Annotated in this window: 19 protein-coding genes; 14 read left to right on the forward strand and 5 right to left on the reverse strand. The window is 71.0% G+C overall.

Annotated features, from left to right (window positions below; translation table 11 throughout):
* Positions 1-1,278: FAD-binding oxidoreductase (locus VFO68_RS15285; protein ID WP_325158944.1), on the forward strand; the 1,278-nt coding region annotated here is incomplete at its 5' end.
* A gap of 22 nt (positions 1,279-1,300) precedes the next feature.
* Here the strand turns inward: VFO68_RS15285 and epsC are convergent.
* Complete coding sequence (gene epsC, locus VFO68_RS15290; protein WP_325158945.1) at positions 1,301-1,879, reverse strand: serine O-acetyltransferase EpsC; 579 nt, start codon at positions 1,877-1,879, stop codon at positions 1,301-1,303.
* Between the two features lie 151 nt (positions 1,880-2,030).
* Here epsC and VFO68_RS15295 point away from each other — a divergent pair, with 151 nt between their 5' ends.
* Genes VFO68_RS15295 through VFO68_RS15325 form a run of 7 tightly spaced genes read left to right on the forward strand, consistent with a single transcriptional unit; the run spans position 2,031 to position 9,202 of the window.
* Entirely contained in the window at positions 2,031-3,275 is a 1,245-nt protein-coding gene (locus VFO68_RS15295) for an MFS transporter (RefSeq protein ID WP_325158946.1), read from the forward strand.
* Positions 3,272-4,492 (forward strand): ATP-grasp domain-containing protein, encoded by a 1,221-nt coding sequence (locus VFO68_RS15300; RefSeq protein ID WP_325158947.1) that lies wholly within the window; start codon positions 3,272-3,274, stop codon positions 4,490-4,492. The genes VFO68_RS15295 and VFO68_RS15300 overlap by 4 nt, the downstream gene beginning before the upstream one ends.
* Positions 4,489-5,733 (forward strand): ATP-grasp domain-containing protein, encoded by a 1,245-nt coding sequence (locus VFO68_RS15305; protein WP_325158948.1) that lies wholly within the window; start codon positions 4,489-4,491, stop codon positions 5,731-5,733. The genes VFO68_RS15300 and VFO68_RS15305 overlap by 4 nt, the downstream gene beginning before the upstream one ends.
* Positions 5,730-6,542 carry a hypothetical protein gene (locus VFO68_RS15310; protein ID WP_325158949.1) on the forward strand — a complete coding sequence of 271 codons (813 nt, stop codon included), beginning with the start codon at positions 5,730-5,732 and terminating at the stop codon, positions 6,540-6,542. The genes VFO68_RS15305 and VFO68_RS15310 overlap by 4 nt, the downstream gene beginning before the upstream one ends.
* Entirely contained in the window at positions 6,539-7,813 is a 1,275-nt protein-coding gene (locus tag VFO68_RS15315; RefSeq protein WP_325158950.1) for an ATP-grasp domain-containing protein, read from the forward strand. The genes VFO68_RS15310 and VFO68_RS15315 overlap by 4 nt, the downstream gene beginning before the upstream one ends.
* 20 nt (positions 7,814-7,833) lie before the next feature.
* Positions 7,834-8,790 (forward strand): cysteine synthase family protein, encoded by a 957-nt coding sequence (locus VFO68_RS15320; protein ID WP_325158951.1) that lies wholly within the window; start codon positions 7,834-7,836, stop codon positions 8,788-8,790.
* A gap of 1 nt (position 8,791) precedes the next feature.
* Positions 8,792-9,202, forward strand: a complete 411-nt coding sequence (locus VFO68_RS15325) for a VOC family protein (RefSeq protein ID WP_325158952.1) — start codon at positions 8,792-8,794, stop codon at positions 9,200-9,202.
* 51 nt (positions 9,203-9,253) lie between these two features.
* On the opposite strand, the gene VFO68_RS15330 is transcribed toward VFO68_RS15325, so the two are convergent.
* A complete protein-coding gene (locus tag VFO68_RS15330) occupies positions 9,254-10,357 on the reverse strand; it encodes a DegT/DnrJ/EryC1/StrS family aminotransferase (RefSeq protein WP_325158953.1) in 1,104 nt (367 codons plus the stop codon).
* Positions 10,354-11,307 (reverse strand): putative sugar O-methyltransferase, encoded by a 954-nt coding sequence (locus VFO68_RS15335; protein ID WP_325158954.1) that lies wholly within the window; start codon positions 11,305-11,307, stop codon positions 10,354-10,356. Before VFO68_RS15335 ends, VFO68_RS15330 begins: the two co-directional genes overlap by 4 nt.
* Positions 11,308-11,466: 159 nt before the next feature.
* Here VFO68_RS15335 and VFO68_RS15340 point away from each other — a divergent pair, with 159 nt between their 5' ends.
* The 3 genes from VFO68_RS15340 to VFO68_RS15350 all read left to right on the forward strand — a co-directional run bounded on the left by VFO68_RS15340 (position 11,467) and on the right by VFO68_RS15350 (position 13,701).
* Positions 11,467-12,261: an SDR family NAD(P)-dependent oxidoreductase gene (locus VFO68_RS15340; RefSeq protein WP_325158955.1), complete on the forward strand. Its 795-nt coding sequence runs from the start codon at positions 11,467-11,469 to the stop codon at positions 12,259-12,261.
* A gap of 186 nt (positions 12,262-12,447) precedes the next feature.
* On the forward strand, positions 12,448-13,164 hold the full coding sequence (locus VFO68_RS15345) for a class I SAM-dependent methyltransferase (protein WP_325158956.1): 717 nt from the start codon (positions 12,448-12,450) through the stop codon (positions 13,162-13,164).
* Positions 13,165-13,275: 111 nt separating this feature from the next.
* Positions 13,276-13,701, forward strand: a complete 426-nt coding sequence (locus VFO68_RS15350) for a hypothetical protein (RefSeq protein WP_325158957.1) — start codon at positions 13,276-13,278, stop codon at positions 13,699-13,701.
* A 22-nt stretch (positions 13,702-13,723) separates the two neighbouring features.
* On the opposite strand, the gene VFO68_RS15355 is transcribed toward VFO68_RS15350, so the two are convergent.
* Both VFO68_RS15355 and VFO68_RS15360 read right to left on the reverse strand, forming a co-directional pair.
* On the reverse strand, positions 13,724-14,854 hold the full coding sequence (locus VFO68_RS15355; RefSeq protein ID WP_325158958.1) for a nucleotide disphospho-sugar-binding domain-containing protein: 1,131 nt from the start codon (positions 14,852-14,854) through the stop codon (positions 13,724-13,726).
* Positions 14,855-14,890: 36 nt separating this feature from the next.
* Positions 14,891-15,460 (reverse strand): NUDIX hydrolase, encoded by a 570-nt coding sequence (locus tag VFO68_RS15360; protein ID WP_325158959.1) that lies wholly within the window; start codon positions 15,458-15,460, stop codon positions 14,891-14,893.
* A gap of 177 nt (positions 15,461-15,637) precedes the next feature.
* Between VFO68_RS15360 and VFO68_RS15365 the strand changes: the two genes are divergently transcribed.
* The 3 genes from VFO68_RS15365 to VFO68_RS15375 are packed head-to-tail and all read left to right on the forward strand — an operon-like array spanning position 15,638 to position 19,206.
* Positions 15,638-16,984 (forward strand): nucleotide sugar dehydrogenase, encoded by a 1,347-nt coding sequence (locus VFO68_RS15365; RefSeq protein WP_325158960.1) that lies wholly within the window; start codon positions 15,638-15,640, stop codon positions 16,982-16,984.
* Complete coding sequence (locus VFO68_RS15370; protein ID WP_325158961.1) at positions 16,981-17,958, forward strand: NAD-dependent epimerase/dehydratase family protein; 978 nt, start codon at positions 16,981-16,983, stop codon at positions 17,956-17,958. The genes VFO68_RS15365 and VFO68_RS15370 overlap by 4 nt, the downstream gene beginning before the upstream one ends.
* Before the next feature lie 18 nt (positions 17,959-17,976).
* Positions 17,977-19,206: a class I SAM-dependent methyltransferase gene (locus tag VFO68_RS15375; RefSeq protein ID WP_325158962.1), complete on the forward strand. Its 1,230-nt coding sequence runs from the start codon at positions 17,977-17,979 to the stop codon at positions 19,204-19,206.
* Positions 19,207-19,231 lie beyond the last annotated feature (25 nt).

A 19,231-nucleotide genomic window follows, 5' to 3' on the forward strand; every position in this document is an offset into this window, starting at 1 on the left:
AGCCAGACGTTCGCCGGACCGGTGCACGCTCCCGGCAGCGACGACTACGACCGGGAGCGTGCCGCGATCAAGGGCTTCCGGCCCGATCCGATGCTGGTGGCCGAGGCGACCGGCGCCGACGACATCCGCGCCGCGCTCGCCTGGGCGAACCGGCACGACGTCCCGGTCGCGGTGCAGTCCACCGGGCACGGCACGGTGATCGGCTCCGACGGCGGCCTGTTGGTCAAGACCCACCGGCTGGCCACCCTGCTGGTCGACCCGGACCGCCGGGTGGCGACGGCGGGCGCCGGGGTGCGCTGGGGTTCGGTGCTCGATGCCGGCACGCCGTTCGGCCTGGCCCCGCTGTGCGGCACCTCGGCCGAGGTCGGCGTGGCCGGTTACACGCTCGGCGGCGGGTTCGGCTGGCTGGCCCGCAGGTTCGGGCTGGCCGCGGACAGCCTGCTGCGGGCCGAGTTGGTCACCGCGGACGGCAAGCAACTCACCGTGACGCCGGAGGCGCACCCGGACCTGTTCTGGGCGATCCGCGGCGGGGGCGGCAACTTCGGCGTGGTCACCTCGCTGGAGTTCCGCCTGTACCCGGTCAGCACGGTGGTCGCCGGGAGCATGACCTACCCGTTCCAGCGGGCGGCCGACGTGCTCGCCGCCTACCGGGACTGGACCCAGCCCGACGAACTGAGCGTCACGGTGGTGCTGACCCGGAGTCCGGACGGGCCGCGGCTCGCGGTACATGCCGTCTACACCGGCGACCCGGACGCGGCGGCCGGCGCGCTGGCGCCGCTTCGGGCGGCGGCGGGGGAGCCGGAGTCGGAGAGCTTCGCCCGGCTGAGCTTCCCCGAGATCGACCTGCCCAGCCTGTACCCGGCCAACTTCGAGATCTTCCGCGAGGTGTCCGACTCGCTGGTGGCCACGCTCACCGACCTGGTGACCGACCGGGTGGCGGTGCCCGCCGACGAGGTCGAACTGCACCGCTGGGCCGGCGCGATGGCCGAGGTGGGCCCCGGCACGGGCCCGGCCGGGCACCGCGACGTGCCGTTCGCGGTCACGGTCGACGGCGCGCCCGAGTCCGCCGACCCGATCCGGCCGTACGCGACCGGCGGGACGTTCCTCAACTTCTGCAAGGACCCGGCCCGCACCCCGACCGCGTTCACCGCGGCGAACTACGAGCGCCTGCGCCAGGTGAAGCGGACCTACGACCCGGACAACGTGTTCCACCGCAACTTCAACATCCCGCCCGCCGAAACGCCCGGCTCGGACGCCGCCACGGGTCTCTCGAGGTAAGGAAAATTCTGGAGAGGCGGGCCTAGCTGGCGCGCCAGCGGACGCGGCGGGGGCTGGCGCTGGCCGGATACTGGACGCCTCCGGCGGCCAGGATCCGGGCGCCCGGGGGCACGTCCCGCACGACCAGGGCCTGCGCGCCGATCACCGCGCCGGCGCCGATCGCCACCGGACCGATCACCGTGGCGTTGGCGCCGATGATCACACCGTCGCCGACCAGCGGATGGCGGCGCTCGCCGGCCGGACGCAGGTTGTCCCGCCAGAAGCCGATCGCGCCGAGCGTGACCTGGTGGTAGAGCGTGACGTCGTCGCCGATCACGGCGGTCTCACCGATGACCACGGCGGCGCCGTGGTCGATGAACACCCGGCGGCCGAGCACCGCGCCGGGGTGGATCTCGGTGCCGGTGAACGCGCGGGCCAGCAGCATCGCCAGCCGGGCCGTGCACCGCCAGCCGCCGCGGTAGAGCCGGTGCGCGACGCGGTGCACCCACAGCGCGGGCAGCGCCGGATGCAGCAGGGCCTCCCGCCGTGTGTACACGGACGGGTCCCGCGCCACCACGGTGCGCAGATCCTCGGCGAGCGTACGGAACAGGCCCTGACTCATGGTGTGACTCCTCGGTCGGTCCCCGGCGACCGTTGATCAAGCCTCCCGCACCCGGGACAGAAGTGTCTTCTCCCGCGATGCGTTCTCCGCGCGGGGCGGGCCCCGCACAATGGGAGATGCGCCCCCCGGGCAATGTTCGGACGCTGATCACATGCCGGTTACCGGGCTGCATCGCAACCTCAAGCTTCGCATCGGGGTTGGTTTCGTGCAGAAGTTCCTCGATGCCGCCCTCGTGCCCCTGATGGTGATCCACTTCACCAAGCTGTACGGCGTCGCGGTGGCCGGCGCGCTGGCCGCGATCACCGCGGCCAGCGCGATCGGGTGTGCGTTCCTGGGCGGCCACCTGTCCGATGTGCACGGTCGGCGCCCGGTCCTGCTCGTCGGCGAGATCGGGGCGTTCGCGGGCTTCATCGTGCTGACCCTGGCGAACTCGGTGTGGCATTCGGGTGGGCTCACCTACGCCGGCTACCTGGTGACCGTGTGCATGCTCAGCCTCGGCCGGCCGGCGAACGACGCGATGATCGTCGACGTGTCCACATCGGACAACCGGCCGACCGTCTACGCGATCAACTACTGGGCCACCAACCTGGCGATCCTGCTCGGCGCGCTGCTGGGCGGCTTCCTCTACGCGGGCTACTTCGCCGAGCTGATCTACGGGGCGGCCCTGCTGGCCGGGCTGGTCGCGCTGGTCACCTGGGTGGCGGTCACCGAGACGACGCCGAACCCGGTTGGCGGGCAACGAAACGAGCCGTGGCTGGGGTCGCTGCTGCGCGGCTATCTCACGGTGCTGCGGGACAGCACGTTCGCCCGGCTGTTCGTCGGGTCGCTGCTGGTGGCCTCGATCGAGCTGCAGATCTCCTACTACGTCGGGGTTCGGCTGTCGCAGGAGTTCGGCGAGCGGACGGTCGCCGGGATCGAGATCGACGGGGTCAGCATGCTCGGCCTCATCCGGGGGCTGAACACGCTGCTGGTGGTCTGCCTGATGCTGGTGGCCACCCGGATGTTCGGCCGGTTGTCGGACCGGGCGCGGCTCGGCGGCGGGATCGCGGCGATCACGGCCGGGTACATGGTGCTGGCCGTGTCCAACGACCCGTGGCTGCTGCTGGCGGCGACCGTGGTGTTCACCCTCGGCGAGATCGCCAACGTGCCGACCAGGCAGACGCTGCTCGCCGACATCGTGCCGGCGGAGGCCAGGACCCGGTACATGGCCGCGTACTACATGCAGTTCCGGCTCGCGCTGGTGATCTGTTCGGTCACCCTGGTGCTGGGCGGGGCGATCGGGCCGTGGGGGATGAGCGCGCTCTACGGCGTCGCGGGGATGGCGTCCGTCGCGCTCTGCCTGTCGGTGTTGAAGACCAGCCGGCAGGCGACCAGGAAGGCAGTGGTTGGGGTATGACGGGTCGTAGCCGGATCCTGATGGTGATGCCGTACGCGCATCTGGTCCGCAAGGCGGTCCAGGCGGGCTTCGAGGTCTACGCCATCTGGGATCCGAACCTGGTGGGGGACAACCGGTCCGAAGTGGTCGCGCGGTCCGCCGAGGTGATCTGGACCGACTTCAAGGACGAGCCGGGGCTGCGGTGGTGCGTCACCGAGACCGCGATCCGCTACGGCGTCGAGCACGTGCTGCACCTCGGCTGGGAGGACACCCAGATCCCGGTCGCCGAGCAGGCCGAGGCGCTGGGGCTGGCGCCCAACCCGGCGGCGAGCCTGCGGGTGGTCAACGACAAGGCGGCGATGCGGCGGGTGCTGGCCGAGCGCGGCCTGAGCACCGTGCGGACCGTCGAGCTCGGCACGCCGGACGGGGTGGCCGACGCGCTCGCCGGGTTCGACCTTCCGGTCGTGGTCAAGCCGACCCGGCTGGCCGGCAGCCGGGGCGTGCGGCTGGTCCGGGACGGCGCCGATCTGGCCGCCTGGGCCGACATGCTCGCGGCCGACGGCTACCACGGTCCGGTGTTGGTCGAGGAGTTCCTGCGGGGCAACGAGTTCAGCGTCGAGACGCTGTCCGCCGGCGGCACCCACCACGTCGTCGGAATCACCGCCAAACAGGTGACGCCGCTGCCGCTGTTCGTCGAGACCGGGCACCTGCATCCCGCCCCGCTGACGGCCGCCGACCGGCGGGCGATCACCGATCTGGTCACCGCGCTGCTCGACGTGGCCGGCTACCGGTTCGGCCCGGCGCACACCGAGGTGATCCTCACCCCGGCCGGTCCGAAGATCGTCGAGTCGCAGGCCCGGCTGGGCGGGGACCGGATCCCGTTGCTGGTCGAGGTGGCCACCGGGTTCGACATCGAGGCGGGGGTGTTCCAGGCGCTGGCCGGCAAGCCGGTCGAGCCGGCGATCGCCAGCCGGGTCGGCTGCGTCGCCTTCTTCCAACTCCAGCCCGGCCGCCTGGAGTCGGTCGACGGGCTGGACGAGATCGAGGCACTGCCCTACGTGCGTGAGCTGAAGTTCCCGTTCCGCCAAGGTGACCTGGTCCCGGAGACGGTCAGCTCCGGCACCCGGCACGGGCACGTCGTGTTCGCGGCGGCCACGGCGGCCGAGGCACAGCTGCGGGCCGATCAGCTGCGTGGCCGGCTGCGCGCGGTCACCTCCCCGGACGGAGCATCGCGATGAACCCGGACCGAACCCTGCTGCTGGTGGGCCATCCGACCGAGGCGGTCCAGATCGCGAAGTCGTTCGGACTGGACGTGATCCTGGTCCAGCACCCGTCCAAGCTCGACCTTGCCCAGGTCGAGCTGGCGGACGCGGTGCTGGTCGTCGACTACACCGACTGGTCGGTGGTCGGGCCGCTGGCCGAGGCGGCCCGGCAGGTCTGGGGGTTCGCCGCGACCGTGTCGCTGACCGACCCCGGCCAGGACGCGACCAGCCGGATCAACGACCGGTACGGCCTGCCCGGCACCGGAAACGAGGTGTACCGGCTGCTGCGCGACAAGCTGGCCATGCGGCGACACCTGGCCGGAGTGGACGGCGTGCTCCAGGTCGGCGCGGAGCCGGTGACCGACCGGGACAGCCTCACCGCCTTCGGCGACCGGTACGGCTACCCGTTCATCGTCAAGCCGCTGGATCTCGGCGGCTCGTTCGGGGTGATGCGGGTGCGCGGGCCGGCGGACGCCGAGCGGGTGTGGGGCCAGATCCACCGGCTGCGCGAGACCGGCGTGGACCGCGGGCCCCGGGCGCTGTTCACCATCGGCGAGTTCTTCATGGAGGAGTTCCTGCCCGGCATTGAGTACACCGTCGAGGGGTTCAGCTTCGCCGGGCGGCACATCATCGCCGCGGTGACCGAGAAGGTGCTCGACGAGGCCCACTTCGCCGAGCTGGGACACGCCCTGCCGGCCCGGATCAGCGCCACCGAGGAGGCCGAGATCGTCGCGGCCACCGTGCGCTTCCTGGACGCGATCGGGCTGCGGGACGGGCCGAGCCACACCGAGGTCCGGGTGAGCGAGCGCGGGGTCGGGATCATCGAGTCGCACAACCGGATCGGCGGCTCACACATCAACCGGCTGGTCGAGGCCGGCTACGGCGTCAACCTGATGCGCAACGCCATCGGGTGGCCGTTCGGGCTGGTCGAGCCGCTGGCGGAGCGTCCGGCCCCGATCGGCGCCGGGTGCACCAAGCTGCTGCAGGCGCCGCCAGGGCGTATCGCGGCGATCGACGGGTTCGACGAGGTGCGGACCCATCCCGACCTGCTGGCCGCCGAGCTCACCGCCAAGCCCGGGGACGTGGTCCGGCCGGTGGAGAACAACTGGGACCTGGTCGGTCTCATCGCGGTGCGCGGACCGAACACGGAGGCCGCGGTAAAGCTCTGCGAGGACCTGGCCGAGAAGCACTTCCGGGTCCGGCTGGAGGAGTCGTGACCATCGTCATCCTGGACCGGCTGCCCGGGGGCCCGCAGCGGTACCAGGACTGGCTCGACGACAGCGGCGCGGACCTGGTGCTGCTCACCGCCCAGGAGGCCACCGGCGTGGACGCCCGCGGCTATGCCTCGGTCCGGCCCCTCCCGGACTACGCGACCTCGTTCGAGGTGGAGCGGGCGGTGCTGGCGCTGGCCAAACGGACCCGGATCACCCACCTGGTCGCGGTCGCCGCCGCCGACCTGGTCCGGGCCGGCGCCCTGCGGGACCACCTGGGGCTGCCCGGGCAGTGCCGGCGGGACGCGCTGCCCTTCGCCGACCCGCTGGCCACCCGGGAGGTCCTGCGGCGGGCCGGTGTGCCCACCGTCCCCGGCGGCCCGGTGAGCCGGGTCTCCGATCTGTACTGGTACGCCCACCAATGGGGTTACCCGGTGCGGATCCGGCAGCGCAACGAGCCGGGCTGGCCGACGGTGGCCGAACTGACCAACGAGGCGGACGTCCGGTACTACACCCGGGGCGGCGTCGCCGAGCGCATCGAGCTGACCCCGAGCCTGCTGGCCGAACCCCTCCTGCCGGACGCCGAACGCGTCGGGGTCCGGGCCGGCGTGGCGGCCGATCCGGAGCAGTCCGCCGTCGCCGCCGCCGCGATCGGGGCACTGCCGGCCCTGCCCGGGCATCCGTACCTGGTCGCGCTGGTGCGCCGGGACGGCGGCTGGGTGGTCGACTCGGTCAGCTGTGACCGGCTGCGCCCGGACGAGCACCGCGCCGCCGTGCGCGCCCAGGCGGGCCTGACCGGCGAGGTGGACCATTGAGTGTCCTGGTTCTGCACCACCGCCATTCGCTGGCCGGGACGCCCTACGACCGGTGGCTGGCCGACTACGACGGCGACGTGCTGCTGCTCGCCTCGCAGGAGCACCAGCGGCTGGTCGGCGAGGAGCTGCCGAGCTCCGGTCACGGCTACCGGCACCTCGAGGCCGTCGCCGGCTACGAGACCGGCGGCCGGCTCGAGGCGCGGGCGATGGAGCTGGTCAGGAAACACCGGGTGCGCCATGTGATCGCCTGCCAGGAGCAGGACCTGGAGCGGGCCGCCCAGCTGCGCGAGATCTTCGGCCTGCCCGGGCAGACCTACGCGAGCGTGCTGCCGTTCCGCAACAAGGTGCTGATGAAGGAGCTGCTGTCGGCCGCGGGGGTGCCGGTGGCGGAGTACGCCGCGGTCGAGTGCGCGGTGGACATCGTCGCGTTCGCCGACCGGGTCGGATATCCCGTTGTGGTCAAGCCCCGGGACGCCTGCGGCTCGGTCGGGGTGCGGATCATCGACTCGCCGTCCGATTTGGACAGTTATCTCAAGGACGAGCTGGACCAGGCCGGCCGCGGTCAGCCCAACCTGATGGTCGAGGCGTTCGTGCCCGGCTCGATGTTCTTCGTGGACGGACTGGTGCTCGGCGGCCGGGTCGTGTACGGCTGGCCCTCGCAGTACCTGTTCGCGATGGCCGGGTACGCCGCCGAGCGCGGCGGCCGGCACTCGGTCACCCTGGACCTCGACGACCCGCGGGCGCACCGGCTGGTCGAACTGATCGACCGGACGCTGGCGGCACTGCCCGGGCCGCCGGACCACACCTTCCATGCCGAGGTGTTCGAGACGCCGGAGGGCGAACTCGTGCTGAACGAGATCGCCTGCCGGACCGGGGGCGGCAACATCCGCGGCATGGTGCGGACCGTCGCCGGCTTCGACCCGACCGAGTGCTGGGTGCGGGCCCAGGTCGGCCTGCCGGTGCCGGACATCCGCACCCGGCAACGGATCTGGCCGGCGCGGATGGCCGGACAGCTGGTGTTCAACAAGCGGCCCGGCACGGTGCTGCGGGTCCCGGGACCACCGCCGTTCCCGTGGGTGCGGGCCGCGAACGTGTTCGTGCGGCCCGGCGAGGTGATGGGCGGGTCACAGTTCTCGTCGGACTTCCTCGCCGGTTTCGTGGTGTCCGGCCAGAACCAGGCGGTCTGCCGGGAGCGGCTGACCCTGCTGGAGTCCTGGTTCACCGGCGGGCTGGAGATCGCCGAGCACGGCACCGAGCGGGCAGCGAGCTGACGAAGGGGTTGGGAAGATTGGTGAACGGAAGCCCGGGGCGGATCGTGTCCTCGATCGACGAGCTCATCGGGAACACGCCGCTGTTCCGGCTGTCCTATCCGGACCTGGCGCCCGGCGCGCGGCTGCTGGCGAAGCTGGAGATGTTCAACCCGTTGGGCAGCGTCAAGGACCGGGTCGCGCTGAACATGATCCGGCGGGCGGAACTGTCCGGCGAGCTGCGCCCCGGTGGCACGGTGATCGAGGCGACCTCGGGCAACACCGGCATCGCGCTCGCCGCCCTGTGTGCCGCCCGCGGTTACCGGTGCGTGGTGGTGATGCCGGACAACGCGACCGAGGAGCGCAAGCGGATGCTGCGCGGGTTCGGCGCCGAGATCGACCTGACCCCGCACGATGGCGGGTTGGCCGGCTTGATCGCGCGCGCCGAGCAGCTGCGCGAGGAGATCCCGGGTGCGGTGCAGACCGCCCAGGAGCGAAACTTCGCGAACCCGGCGGCGCACTACGTCACGACCGGCCCGGAGATCTTCGAGGCCTGCGGCGGCGAGGTGGACGTGCTGGTGTGCGTCGTGGGCACCGGGGGCACGCTGACCGGGATCGGCCGCTATCTCCGGGAGCGCCGCAACGTGTACGTGGTCGCGGTCGAGGCGGCCGAGTCCCCGATGATCTCGCTGGGCATCGCCGGCCCGCACGAGATCGCGGGCGTCTCCGGCGGAATCATCTGCGAGGTGCTCGACCTGGGGCTCATCGACGACGTGGTCCGGGTGAGCGACGCCCAGGCGTTCTCGGCCGCCCGGGACCTGGCCATGCGCACCGGCCTGTTCGTCGGGACCTCCGCGGGCGCGGCCCTGCACGCCGCGCACACGATCGCCACCCAGCCGCGCTGGGAGGGCGCCACCGTGGTCACCGTCCTGCCGGACACCGGCCAGCGATATCTGTCGAAGTTGGACACCGCAACCGATACCGAGGAAAGGGCCGCCTGACATGGCTGTTGAGCTCAACCACACCATCATCTGGTGCCAGGACAACAAGAAGTCCGCGTACTGGACGGCCGAACTGCTCGGCCTGCCCGAGCCGTACGTGCTGGGCCCGTTCTACATCGTGGCCGCGGACAACAACGTCACGCTCGACTTCCTCGGCATCGAGTTCCGCAACCAGAAGCTGCCCGACCCGACCATGGTCGCCCAGCAGCACTACTGCTACCTGGTCACCGAGGCGGAGTTCGACGAGATCTTCGGCCGGATCAAGGAGCAGGGCCTGGAGTACTACGCCGACTCGTTCCACAAGGAGCCGAACCAGATCAACCACAACGACGGCGGCCGCGGCGTGTACTTCCTCGACCTGGACGGCCACAACGTCGAGGTCATCACCGTTCCCTACGGCGGCTTCAAGTAACCACCCCGGTCCGGGTCGGAAAGCACATTGCTTTCCGGCCCGGGGGGCGGATCACCAACCGGCGCTGATCGTGTCCACGACGTGGGCGCGGTCCTGTTCGGACAGCCACCAGCCGACCGGGAGGTACACCACGCGGTCGTAGACGCTGTCCAGGCCGGGCAGGGAGGTCCGCGACGCGGCGACGCAGCTGTGCGCGTCGTTGCGCCGGGAGATCAGGCTTGTCGCGATGCCCGCGCCGGCGAGCTTGCGGATGAACGAGTCCCGGTCGTCCACCTTGACCGGATACACCCAGAACGACGGCTCGCGGTCGTCGGCCCGCTCGGTCAGCTCGACCCCGGTGAGCTCCTTGTCGTAGTGCGCGGCGTTGTCCCGGTGCCGGGCCAGCAACTCCCCGACCGAGGAGAGGTTGGCCAGCCCGATCGCCGCGCCGATGTCGTTGAGGTAGAACCGGTAGCCCCACTCGGTCACGTCGTAGTCGCCGCGGGCGCGGTCGGAGTTGCGGCTGATGCCGTAGAAGCGGCGCGACCTCGCCCGCTCGTGCAGGTCGTCGTCGGGCAGCACGAGCAGGCCGCCGCTGCCGCAGGTGAGCGTCTTGAGCGCGCCGAAGCTGAACACGCAGAGGTTGCCGTGGTTGCCGAGCGGCACGCCGCGGTAGGTCGCGCCCCAGGCCTGCGCGCAGTCCTCGATGACCGCGGGCCGGAAGCCGTACCTGGCCTCCGCCTCGTCCACCACCGCGCGGATCCGGTCCAGGTCGACCGGGTAGCCGGTCCAGTGCACCAGGAGGATCGCCCGGGTCGCCGGGGAGATCTTGCGCGCCAGGTCGGCCGGGTCCATGTTCAGCGTCGTGGGGTCGATGTCGACCCAGCGCGGCCGCAACCCGTTGGCCAGCACCGGCCAGTTGGTGCCCTCGAACGTCAGCGGCGTGCAGAGCACCTCGCCCCCGTCGAGCCCGCGGGTCACCAGGTCGAGCGCCAGGTGCAGCCCGGAGGAGCCGCTGTTGAGCGCCAGCACCCGGGGGTTGCCGATCGCCGCGCCGAGTGCGCGTTCGAACTCGGCGACGACCGGTCCGTGCTCGAGCCTGCGGCTGGACAGGACACCCGCGACCCGCTCGAGCGCGTCGCGCTCCGACATCGCGACGTTGAACAGCGGGATCATGGCCGGGGCTCGTCGTCCGCCTGCGCGCCGAGGGTGAGTTGCTCGGCCTGGTCCTTGCCGTAGAGGGCCTGCCAGTAGTAGCTCCACGGCCGGAACCACCCGTCGGCCACGCAGGTCCACCGGGGGCCGGGACGGTACGCGTCGACGAACGCCGGGGTGCGGGCCGCGATGGCGCGGTTGTCGTGGATGTCGATGACGTCGCGCAGCTTGCCGGTGCTCAGCGCCATCTCGACGATCTCCCGGCCCTCGGCGTGCCCGTCGAGGCTGGGGTCGAGGTACTTGCCGACCGGGTCGCGGATGTAGAAGTAGTCGCTGTGTACGTCGATCAACGCCAGGTAGGCGTCGATGGTCTCCTCGTTCATCTCCGCGAAGGAGTTGATGTTGAGGCTGACGTCGAACCGGGTGTCGGCGTAGCGGGTGTCCACGTCGTGGATGGACGTGAAGTGGATCCGGGAGAACTGTTCCTGCGGCAGTACCGAACGCAGGTACCCGGAGGACAGTTTCAGCGAGCTCGGCAGATCGATGATGTGGTACTCGCGCACGTCGTGGTTGGACAGCACGGTGTGGCACGTGCGCCCGTAGCCGGCCCCGATCTCCAGGGCCCGGGAGCCGTCGAGCTCGACGTGGCGTGCGATGAAGTCCAGCTCCAGCACCGAGAGCAGGTAGTCCATGCACACCGGCTCACCGTCGTAGGTGATCGTGATCGGGTTGCCGATGTCACGGTTGCCGATGCGCCGCAGGCGTTTCCAGTTCTCGTCGCTGAGGTCGGCGGCGAGGTTGTACAGCAATGCCTTCAGATAGCGGGTCCCGTTCACCTCCGGGTCCCAGAAACCGATCTTGAAGTTGATCGGCTTTGCCTTGAAGGACGCGAGCTCGGTCACGGCCTCGTCGGTGGCATGGATCTTGTCGTGGCGCGCCCGCAGCCGGCTTGGGCCGTACTTGTCGTGCATTCGGCGTTCCCATCGACCTTGGGAAGCGAGGGCACCCCCGCCTGACCCGACTCATCTTGCCGCCCGGCCCCGGGCGGGGACATCTCCGTGCGTGCGGACGACCGGGACGCCGCAATTCCGGAGATGCCGCGACCGGGTGCGGATGTGAAGCTGGGGCGCATGTCGGAATTCGACGGCAGGACCGTCCTCATTACCGGCGGCGGCAGCGGCATCGGTCTTGCCACCGCGCGGCAACTGGTCGACGCGGGCGCCAACGTCGTGCTCGCAGGTCGCCGGGTCGAGAAGATCGACGCGGCGGCGAAGGAACTGGACCCCACCGGCGACCGGGTGCTCGCGGTGGGCGCCGACGTGTCCCGTGTGGACGATCTGGACGAGCTCGCCACCCGGATCCGCGGCCAGTTCGGCAGGCTCGACGGCGTCTTCGCCAACGCCGGGATGGCCTCCTTCAACCCCGTGTCCCCCCGCGCCGACGTCAGCGAGGCCGACTTCGACCGGTACGTCGGCGTCAACTTCAAGGGCACGTTCTTCACGATCCAGAAGACGTTGCCGCTGTTCGACAAGGGCGGCGCCGTGGTGCTGAACAGCACCTGCCTGGTGCACCGCGGCATGGGCCTCGCGCTGGGCCTGGGAACGATGTACGGCTCGACGAAGGCGGCCGTGGCGAGCCTGGCCCGCCTGCTGGCCGGTGACCTGGCGAGCCAGGGCATCCGGGTCAACTCCGTGAGCCCGGGCTTCATCCACACGGACATGCTGGACGAGCTCGCCCCCACCGACGAGGCCATCGACATGTGCGGCCAGCAGGTGCCCGTCGGCCGGGTCGGCACGGCGGAGGAGGTCGCCGAGGCGGTCGCCTTCCTGCTGTCGGACCGGGCAAGGTACATCACCGGCCAGGACCTCGGGGTGGACGGCGGCCTCGTCGGCTCGCTGCCGCTGACCCCGACCGTACCGGCATGACCACGGACCGTTTCGCACCCGCATCCACGGAGATGTCCCGGCCGGCATCCTCTGGGCAAGATGTTTCGGAGAGTCCCACGGGGATTTCCACGAGTCACCGTTTCGAGCACCTCGCTGCCCCAGGGCGGCACCGAGGGAATTCGAAAATTCTTTGGAGGGCGTATGTTCGCTGAGGCTGTGGTAAAGGTGAGCCACAAACTGATCAAGGGGTACGCGCCCAAGGCGGGTCCGCACTGGGCGGCCAAGGCCTGGGACCGCTCCCGGTACGAGCAGGCGCCGCGGGTCGGCCCGGACCTGAAGGTGAAGAAGGACCGCGTCGCCAACCTGATCTCCGAGTACGGCCAGGGCGCCGACCGGCTCATCGAGTTCGCCTGCGGCACCGGGGTGCACACCGAGAACGCGGTCAAGAACTCCGACGCCGAGGAGATCGTGGTCGTCGACATCTCCGCGGACGCGCTCGAGATCGTCAAGCGGAAGATCACCGATCCGCGGCTGCGCACCGTGCACGGCGACTTCTGGACCGACCTCGGGATCGGCACCGCCGACGTGGTGATGTGCATCAACGCCATCCACCACATGGGCGATGTCCGCGAGGTCATCACCCGGCTGACGGACTACGTGAACCCGGGCGGCGTCCTGATCGGCACCGTGCTGACGATGGACAACTTCCACGAGTTCCAGAGGGACTCGCACGGCACGGTCCGGCACGCCATGCGCAGCGCGAACTTCCTGGTGAACGCGCTCGCCCTGCGGCTGACCAACGGCCGGATCCGCTCGCACGCCTACCGCTCGCAACTGCTCTACGAGACCCAGTTCGAGAACATCCTGCGCGAACTGGCGCCGAACCGCATCCTGCACCTGTCCAACACCCGCTACATCTCGGTGTTCGCGATCCGCTGCTGACAACGGCTCACCGGCAGGACAACGCCGGGGCGGGCCGAGTCGATCGGTCCCACGCCCCGGCGTTTTGTCGTCAGGCCAACAGGGGACACGTCGTACACCGGAGGCAACGGCATGAAGCACAGGTCCGCCCGCGAGCCCCTTCCCCGGCGCCGGCGCGGCGTCACGCACACCGTCGAGGTCGGCGGTGCGGCCGTTTCGATGACCACCAACCAGTTCGCCGACGGCCGGCTGGCCGAGGTGATCGCCACGTGGGGCAAGGAAGGCTCCACGACCCGCGGCCTGATGGACGCGTTCTCGACCATGCTCTCGCTCGCCCTGCAGTACGGCGTGCCGGCCGAGGTGGTCGTGGCGAAGCTCAGGAACATGCGGTTCGAACCGCTGGGCAGCACCGACGACCCGGACCTGCCCGAGGTCACCAGCGTCGTGGACTGGGTGGCGCGGCGGATCGCGCTCGACCATCTGTCCGAAGAGGACATCGAGGACGCACCGGTCGGTCAGCTGGTCATCCTGGACGACGTGCGGCGCAACACGGCCTGACCTGCCCGCCGGACGGCGCGGGTCACGGGTTGCCGGCGACGGCGGCCAGTTCGCCGACCAGGCCGGCCAGTGCGGGCTGGGCCGCCATCTCGACCGCGAGACCGGTGGCGGCCCGGGCGAACCCGGGGCGGTGCAGCAACTCGAGGCAGTGCTCGGCCACGCCGTGCGGGGTCATCTCCTCCGGGCGCAGGCACAGCCCGGCGCCTGCGGAGACCACCGCGTCCGCGTTGTCGAACTGGTCGTCCAGCATGGGCAGCACCAACTGCGGCTTGCCCGCGCCGATCGCGGTCAGAGCGCTGCCCTGCCCGCCGTGGTGGATCGCCACGTCGCAGGCGGGCAGCACGTGCGAGAGCGGGAGCCGGCCAGCGTGCCGGACCGCGGCCGGCAGCGCCGGCCACTTCACCGCGATCTTCTCGTCGACCGCGATCACCATCTCGATGTCCAGCGCGGCAAGGCGTTCGGCGATCGGAAGCACGGTCTCGTAGCCGCCGTCCTCGCCGAGCCGGGGCAGCACGGTGCCAAGCGTCAGGCACACCCGCTTCACCTCGCGCGGGCGCAACGCCCAGCCGGGCACCCGCGAGTCACCGTCGTAGGGCACGTTGCGCATCCGCCGGTGGCCCGCCGCATAGGGCGGGCGCAGGCTCGGCGGCCACGGGTTGAGCGTGAGCGCCGGTTCCGGCAGCGCGGACAGGCCGAGCGCGGAGAGGTCGGGGGCGAGCAGTTCGGCCGCCGCCGCCCGATACTCCACCAGCGGCGCCACTCCCCAGTGCAGCTCGGCCGCCGGCCGGGCGTAGGTGGCCGCCGCGATCGGCCCGGCCAGCTCGGCACGCTCGCTCACCACCAGGTCCGGCCGCCAGAAGTCCACAAGGGACAGTGCGCCGGGCAGGCCGCCGGCCGCGATCCGGGCGAACACCCGGCCGTTGCCGCGCCGCCGCCCGGCGAGCCCGTCCGGGTCGCCACCCGCGGTGAGACCGGCGACGCTCGCCACCGGTCCGATCGCGGTGGCGGCGAGGCCGGACCGCAGCACCTCCGGCACGAAGTCCGCAGAGGTGGCGACCAGCACCTCGTGCCCCATGGCGCGGCACGCCCAGGCCAGTGGCACCAGCGGAAAGAAGTGCCCCGGCAGGGGGACCGTGGTGAACAGCATCCGCATCGTGTTCGCTCCACACGCGACAGACGGTGTGCCGGCTCACCCCGCCGCGCGTTCGTGCTGGAGCAGCAGGGTGTACCCGGCGACCGTGGAGTTGTCCCGGATCCGGCCGTCGGAGATCATGAGCTCGAACTCGGCCCTGGTGAACCACCGGTGCCGCATGTCCTGTTCCTCCACCTCCCGGTCCGGCGGCCCTGGCACCAGGTCGCCGGCCAGGAAGACGTCGATGGCCTGACCGCTCGCGCCCTGCCAGCAGAACAGGCTGCCCAGGCGCGTCATCGAACCGGCCCGCAGCCCGGTCTCCTCGGTGAGCTCCCGGTGCGCCAGTTCAACCGGGTCGCCGCCGCGCCTGCCGGGGAAGCAGCCCTGCGGGAACTCCCAGTACCGCCCGGCGACCGGGTAGCGGTACTGGTCGACGAGGTGGAACCCGTCCCGCTCGGCCGCGATGACCAGCGCCGCGTCCGGCCGGTCGATCACGGAGTAGATCCCCTGCGACCCGTCCATGCGCTGCACCCGGTCCTCGCGGACGGACAGCCACGCATTCTCGTACACCAGCCGCGACGAAAGCCGCCGAACCGGCACGTCCTCGGAGCCCACAATGGATCCCACGGTCCAACACTATCGATTTCTGTTTTGTCTTCTTCCTCCATCGTGCGGAACGTCGGCACCGTGATCAATGGCTGGACAGGCATCGGCCACGGCACGTCAGGAGATGCAACGGCCGCTGCTCGAGCCGAATGATGGGCCGTACCGGATCTGGGTCGAACCGCTTCTGATGGGAGCGACATGAGGTTTCTTTCCGGCCGGAAAAACTATCAGGTAGCCATTGTCGGTCTCGGTTACATCGGCTCGTGCATCGCGGCGGTGCTGGCCGAACGGGGACACGACGTGATCGGCGTCGACACCAACACCCGGCTGGTCGGTGAGCTGAGCCAGGGCTACTGCCGGTTCGTCGAACCCGGGCTCGCCGAGCTGGTGTCGGCCGGGGTCGCCGCCGGGCGGCTGCGGGTGAGCACCGACTACGCGGCGGTGCGGGCGGCCGACGTGGTGCTGGTGACCGTCGGCACCCCGGTCCGGGACGACGGCTCGCTCGCCGACGAGCAGCTGCGCGGCGCCTGCGCCGAGCTCGGCGGGCACGTGCGCGCCGGCCAGCTCTACGTCGTGAAGAGCACCGTCCCGCCGGGTACGACCCGCGAGCTGGTGCTGCCCCTGCTGGAGAAGGGGGGCCTGGTGGGCGGCGTGGACTTCGGGCTGGCGTTCACGCCGGAGCGGCTCGCGGAAGGCACCGCGCTGCGCGAGCTGCGCAGCCTGCCGATCGTCGCGGGCGGCCTGGGAGCCGACAGCACCGCCGCGGCCGCCGAGTTCTGGCGCGCCGCGCTGGGCGTCCAGGTGGTCGTGCAGGAGTCCCTGGAAGCCGCCGAGATCACCAAGCTGGCGGACAACTGGTGGATCGACCTCAACATCGCGCTGGGCAACGAGCTCGCGAAGTACTGCGCCCTGTTCGGCGTGGACGCGCTGGACGTCATCTCGGCGGCCAACATGGTCCCCAAGGGCACCGGCAACGTGAACATCCTGCTGCCCAGCATCGGGGTCGGTGGTTCGTGCCTGACCAAGGACCCGTGGATGGTCTGGCGCTCGGCCCGGGAGCGCGGCCTGGACATCCACACCGCCCCCGCGGGCCGCCGCGTCAACGCGGAGATGCCGGACTACACGGCGGGCCTCATCATCGAGGAGCTCATCCGGCTCGGCAAGGACCCGGCCTGTTCGAAGGTGGCCGTCATCGGCCTGGCGTTCAAGAACAACACCGGGGACCTGCGGCACACCCCCACCCGGCAGGCGGTGGCGGTGCTGGAGAAGGCGTGTGCCGAGGTGACCCTCTACGACCCGAGGGTCGACACCGACGAGGCCGACGAACTGTTCGGCATCACCCCCTCGAAGAGCCTGTCCGACGCGACCAAGAACGCCGACTGCCTGGCGATCTTCGCGCTGCACGACGAGTTCCGCGACATCGCCTTCGAGGCACTGCCGGTGCAGGAGTCGTGCCTGGTGCTGGACGGGCGCGCGTACTACTCGCGGGACAAGATCGCGGAGCTGCGCGCGCTCGGCTACCGCTACCGCGGAGTCGGTCGATGACCGCTGTGGTGACCGGTGGCTGCGGGTTCATCGGCGGCCACCTGGTGGCGCGGCTGCTCGCCAGGGGCGAGGAGGTCACGGTCTTCGACAGCGTGCACCCGCCGGGACACCAGCGGTTCGACGGCGTCCGGTACGTGGCGGGAGACATCCTGGACCGCGCGTCGCTGGCCGAGGCGATCCGGCCGGGCGTGGGCGTGGTGTTCCACCTGGCCGCGGTGGTCGGCGTCGACCAGTACCTGACCCGGCCCCTGGACGTCATCGACATCAACTTCACCGGCACCCGCAACGTGCTCGAACTCGCCGAGCGGGCCGGCGCCCGGGTCGTGGTGGCCAGCACCAGTGAGGTGTTCGGCAAGAACCCCGCGGTGCCGTGGCGCGAGGACGACGACCGGGTGCTCGGTTCCACCGCCGCCGACCGCTGGAGCTACTCCTCGAGCAAGGCGCTGACCGAGCACCTCACGTTCGCCTTCGTCCGCCAGCGCGGCCTGCCGGCCACGATCGTGCGGTACTTCAACGCCTACGGCCCCCGGCAGCGGCCCGGTTTCGTGGTGAGCCGCTCGGTCCACCGGGCGCTCAACAACCGGCCGCTGGTGGTCTACGACGGCGGCCGGCAGACCAGGTGCTGCACCTACGTCGAGGACGCCATCGAAGCCACCCTGCTGGCCGAGGGCAACCCGGACGCGGTCGGCCAGGCGTACAACATCGGGTCGATGGCCGAGGCCACGGTCGGCGAGATCGTCGAACTGGTCCGGGAGCTCACCGGCGGCACGGTGCCGGTCACCGACGTCGACGCACGCACCACGCTCGGCCGGTCCTATGAGGACCTGGCCAGGCGCATACCGGACAACACCAAGGCACGCGAGGCGCTCGGCTGGCAACCCACGACGTCGCTGCGCGACGGTCTCACCCGGACGATCGACTGGGCCAGGGCCAACCCGTGGTGGCTGGACCTGCCCGACAGCGGCGTCGCCTGACAGATTCGGGGGCACACGATGACAACCAACGATCACGACTGCCGGGTCTGCGGTGGCAGGGTGCGGGAGTTCCTCGACCTCGGCAGCCAACCGACCGCCAACGGGTTCCTGCCGCCCGAGGAGGCGGACGGGGTGTTCCTGTTCCGCCTCGCCGTGGGCGCGTGCGAGACCTGCACCATGGTCCAGCTCATCGACGAGGTGCCGCAGGAGTTCCGCTACCACGCGGACTACCGCTACCGCGCGTCCGGCTCGGCCAGCCACCGCCAGCACTTCCAGCGCAACGCGCAACGGTTCCTGCGCACCGAACTCGCCGGCGACGACCCGTTCATCGTCGAGATCGGCTGCAACGACGGCGTCATGCTCGGCACGATCGCCGAGGCAGGGGTGCGCCATCTCGGCGTCGAACCCTCGACCACGGTGGCGGCCATCGCCGCGTCGAAGGGCGTCCGGGTGCTGACGGAGTTCTTCGACGAGGCCACCGCGGCCGCGGTCCACGACGACCACGGTCCGGCCGACGTGGTGTTCGGGGCGAACACCGTCTGCCACATCTCGCACGTCGGCTCGGTGCTGCGCGGCCTGGACAAGCTGCTCAAGCCCAGGGGCGTCTTCGTGTTCGAGGAGCCCTACCTCGGCACGCTCGTCGACCAGATGGCGTTCGACCAGATCTACGACGAGCACGTCTTCTACTTCAGCGTCACGTCGGTTCGGCAGATGGCGAGCCGGTACGGGTTCGAACTGGTCGACGCCGAGCACACCCCCATGCACGGCGGCGGGATCCGTTACACGCTCGCCCGGGTCGGCGCCCGCAGCCCGGCCCCCGCCGTGGCGCGGCTGCTCGCCGACGAGCACGCCAGGAAGCTGACCGACCCGCAGACGCATGCCCGCTTCGCCGGCAACGTCACCCGCATCCGCCGGGACCTGCTCGCGCTGCTGGGCGAAATCAAGGCGCAGGGCCGGTCGGTCGTCGGCTACGGCGCCCCGGCCAAGTGCACGACGGTGACGAACTACTGCGGGATCGGCACGGACCTGGTCCCGTTCGTGTGTGACTCCACCCCGGCCAAGCAGGGCCACCTGGTGCCGGGTTCGAACCTGCCGGTGCGGCCGCCGGCGGCGTTCGCCGACCCGTACCCGGACTACGCGCTGCTGTTCGCGTGGAACCACGCCGAGGAGATCATGGCGAACGAGGCGGCCTTCAGCGCCACGGGCGGCCGGTGGATCCGCTACATCCCCGAGGTGCACGTCGTCTAAACGTGAAGCGCAACGCGGAAGATGC

Source organism: Actinophytocola sp., assembly GCF_035712165.1.
GTDB lineage: Bacteria > Actinomycetota > Actinomycetes > Mycobacteriales > Pseudonocardiaceae > DASYTH01.

Bases quoted from the DNA above. Each gene is read 5' to 3' on its own strand.
- VFO68_RS15335 (WP_325158954.1), bottom strand. From the start codon at position 11,307: ATGCACGACAAGTACGGCCCAAGCCGGCTGCGGGCGCGCCACGACAAG.
- VFO68_RS15365 (WP_325158960.1), top strand. From the start codon at position 15,638: ATGAGGTTTCTTTCCGGCCGGAAAAACTATCAGGTAGCCATTGTCGGT.
- VFO68_RS15350 (WP_325158957.1), top strand. From the start codon at position 13,276: ATGAAGCACAGGTCCGCCCGCGAGCCCCTTCCCCGGCGCCGGCGCGGC.
- VFO68_RS15330 (WP_325158953.1), bottom strand. From the start codon at position 10,357: ATGATCCCGCTGTTCAACGTCGCGATGTCGGAGCGCGACGCGCTCGAG.
- VFO68_RS15325 (WP_325158952.1), top strand. From the start codon at position 8,792: ATGGCTGTTGAGCTCAACCACACCATCATCTGGTGCCAGGACAACAAG.
- VFO68_RS15375 (WP_325158962.1), top strand. From the start codon at position 17,977: ATGACAACCAACGATCACGACTGCCGGGTCTGCGGTGGCAGGGTGCGG.
- VFO68_RS15300 (WP_325158947.1), top strand. From the start codon at position 3,272: ATGACGGGTCGTAGCCGGATCCTGATGGTGATGCCGTACGCGCATCTG.
- VFO68_RS15355 (WP_325158958.1), bottom strand. From the start codon at position 14,854: ATGCGGATGCTGTTCACCACGGTCCCCCTGCCGGGGCACTTCTTTCCG.
- epsC (WP_325158945.1), bottom strand. From the start codon at position 1,879: ATGAGTCAGGGCCTGTTCCGTACGCTCGCCGAGGATCTGCGCACCGTG.
- VFO68_RS15295 (WP_325158946.1), top strand. From the start codon at position 2,031: ATGCCGGTTACCGGGCTGCATCGCAACCTCAAGCTTCGCATCGGGGTT.
- VFO68_RS15370 (WP_325158961.1), top strand. From the start codon at position 16,981: ATGACCGCTGTGGTGACCGGTGGCTGCGGGTTCATCGGCGGCCACCTG.
- VFO68_RS15305 (WP_325158948.1), top strand. From the start codon at position 4,489: ATGAACCCGGACCGAACCCTGCTGCTGGTGGGCCATCCGACCGAGGCG.
- VFO68_RS15340 (WP_325158955.1), top strand. From the start codon at position 11,467: ATGTCGGAATTCGACGGCAGGACCGTCCTCATTACCGGCGGCGGCAGC.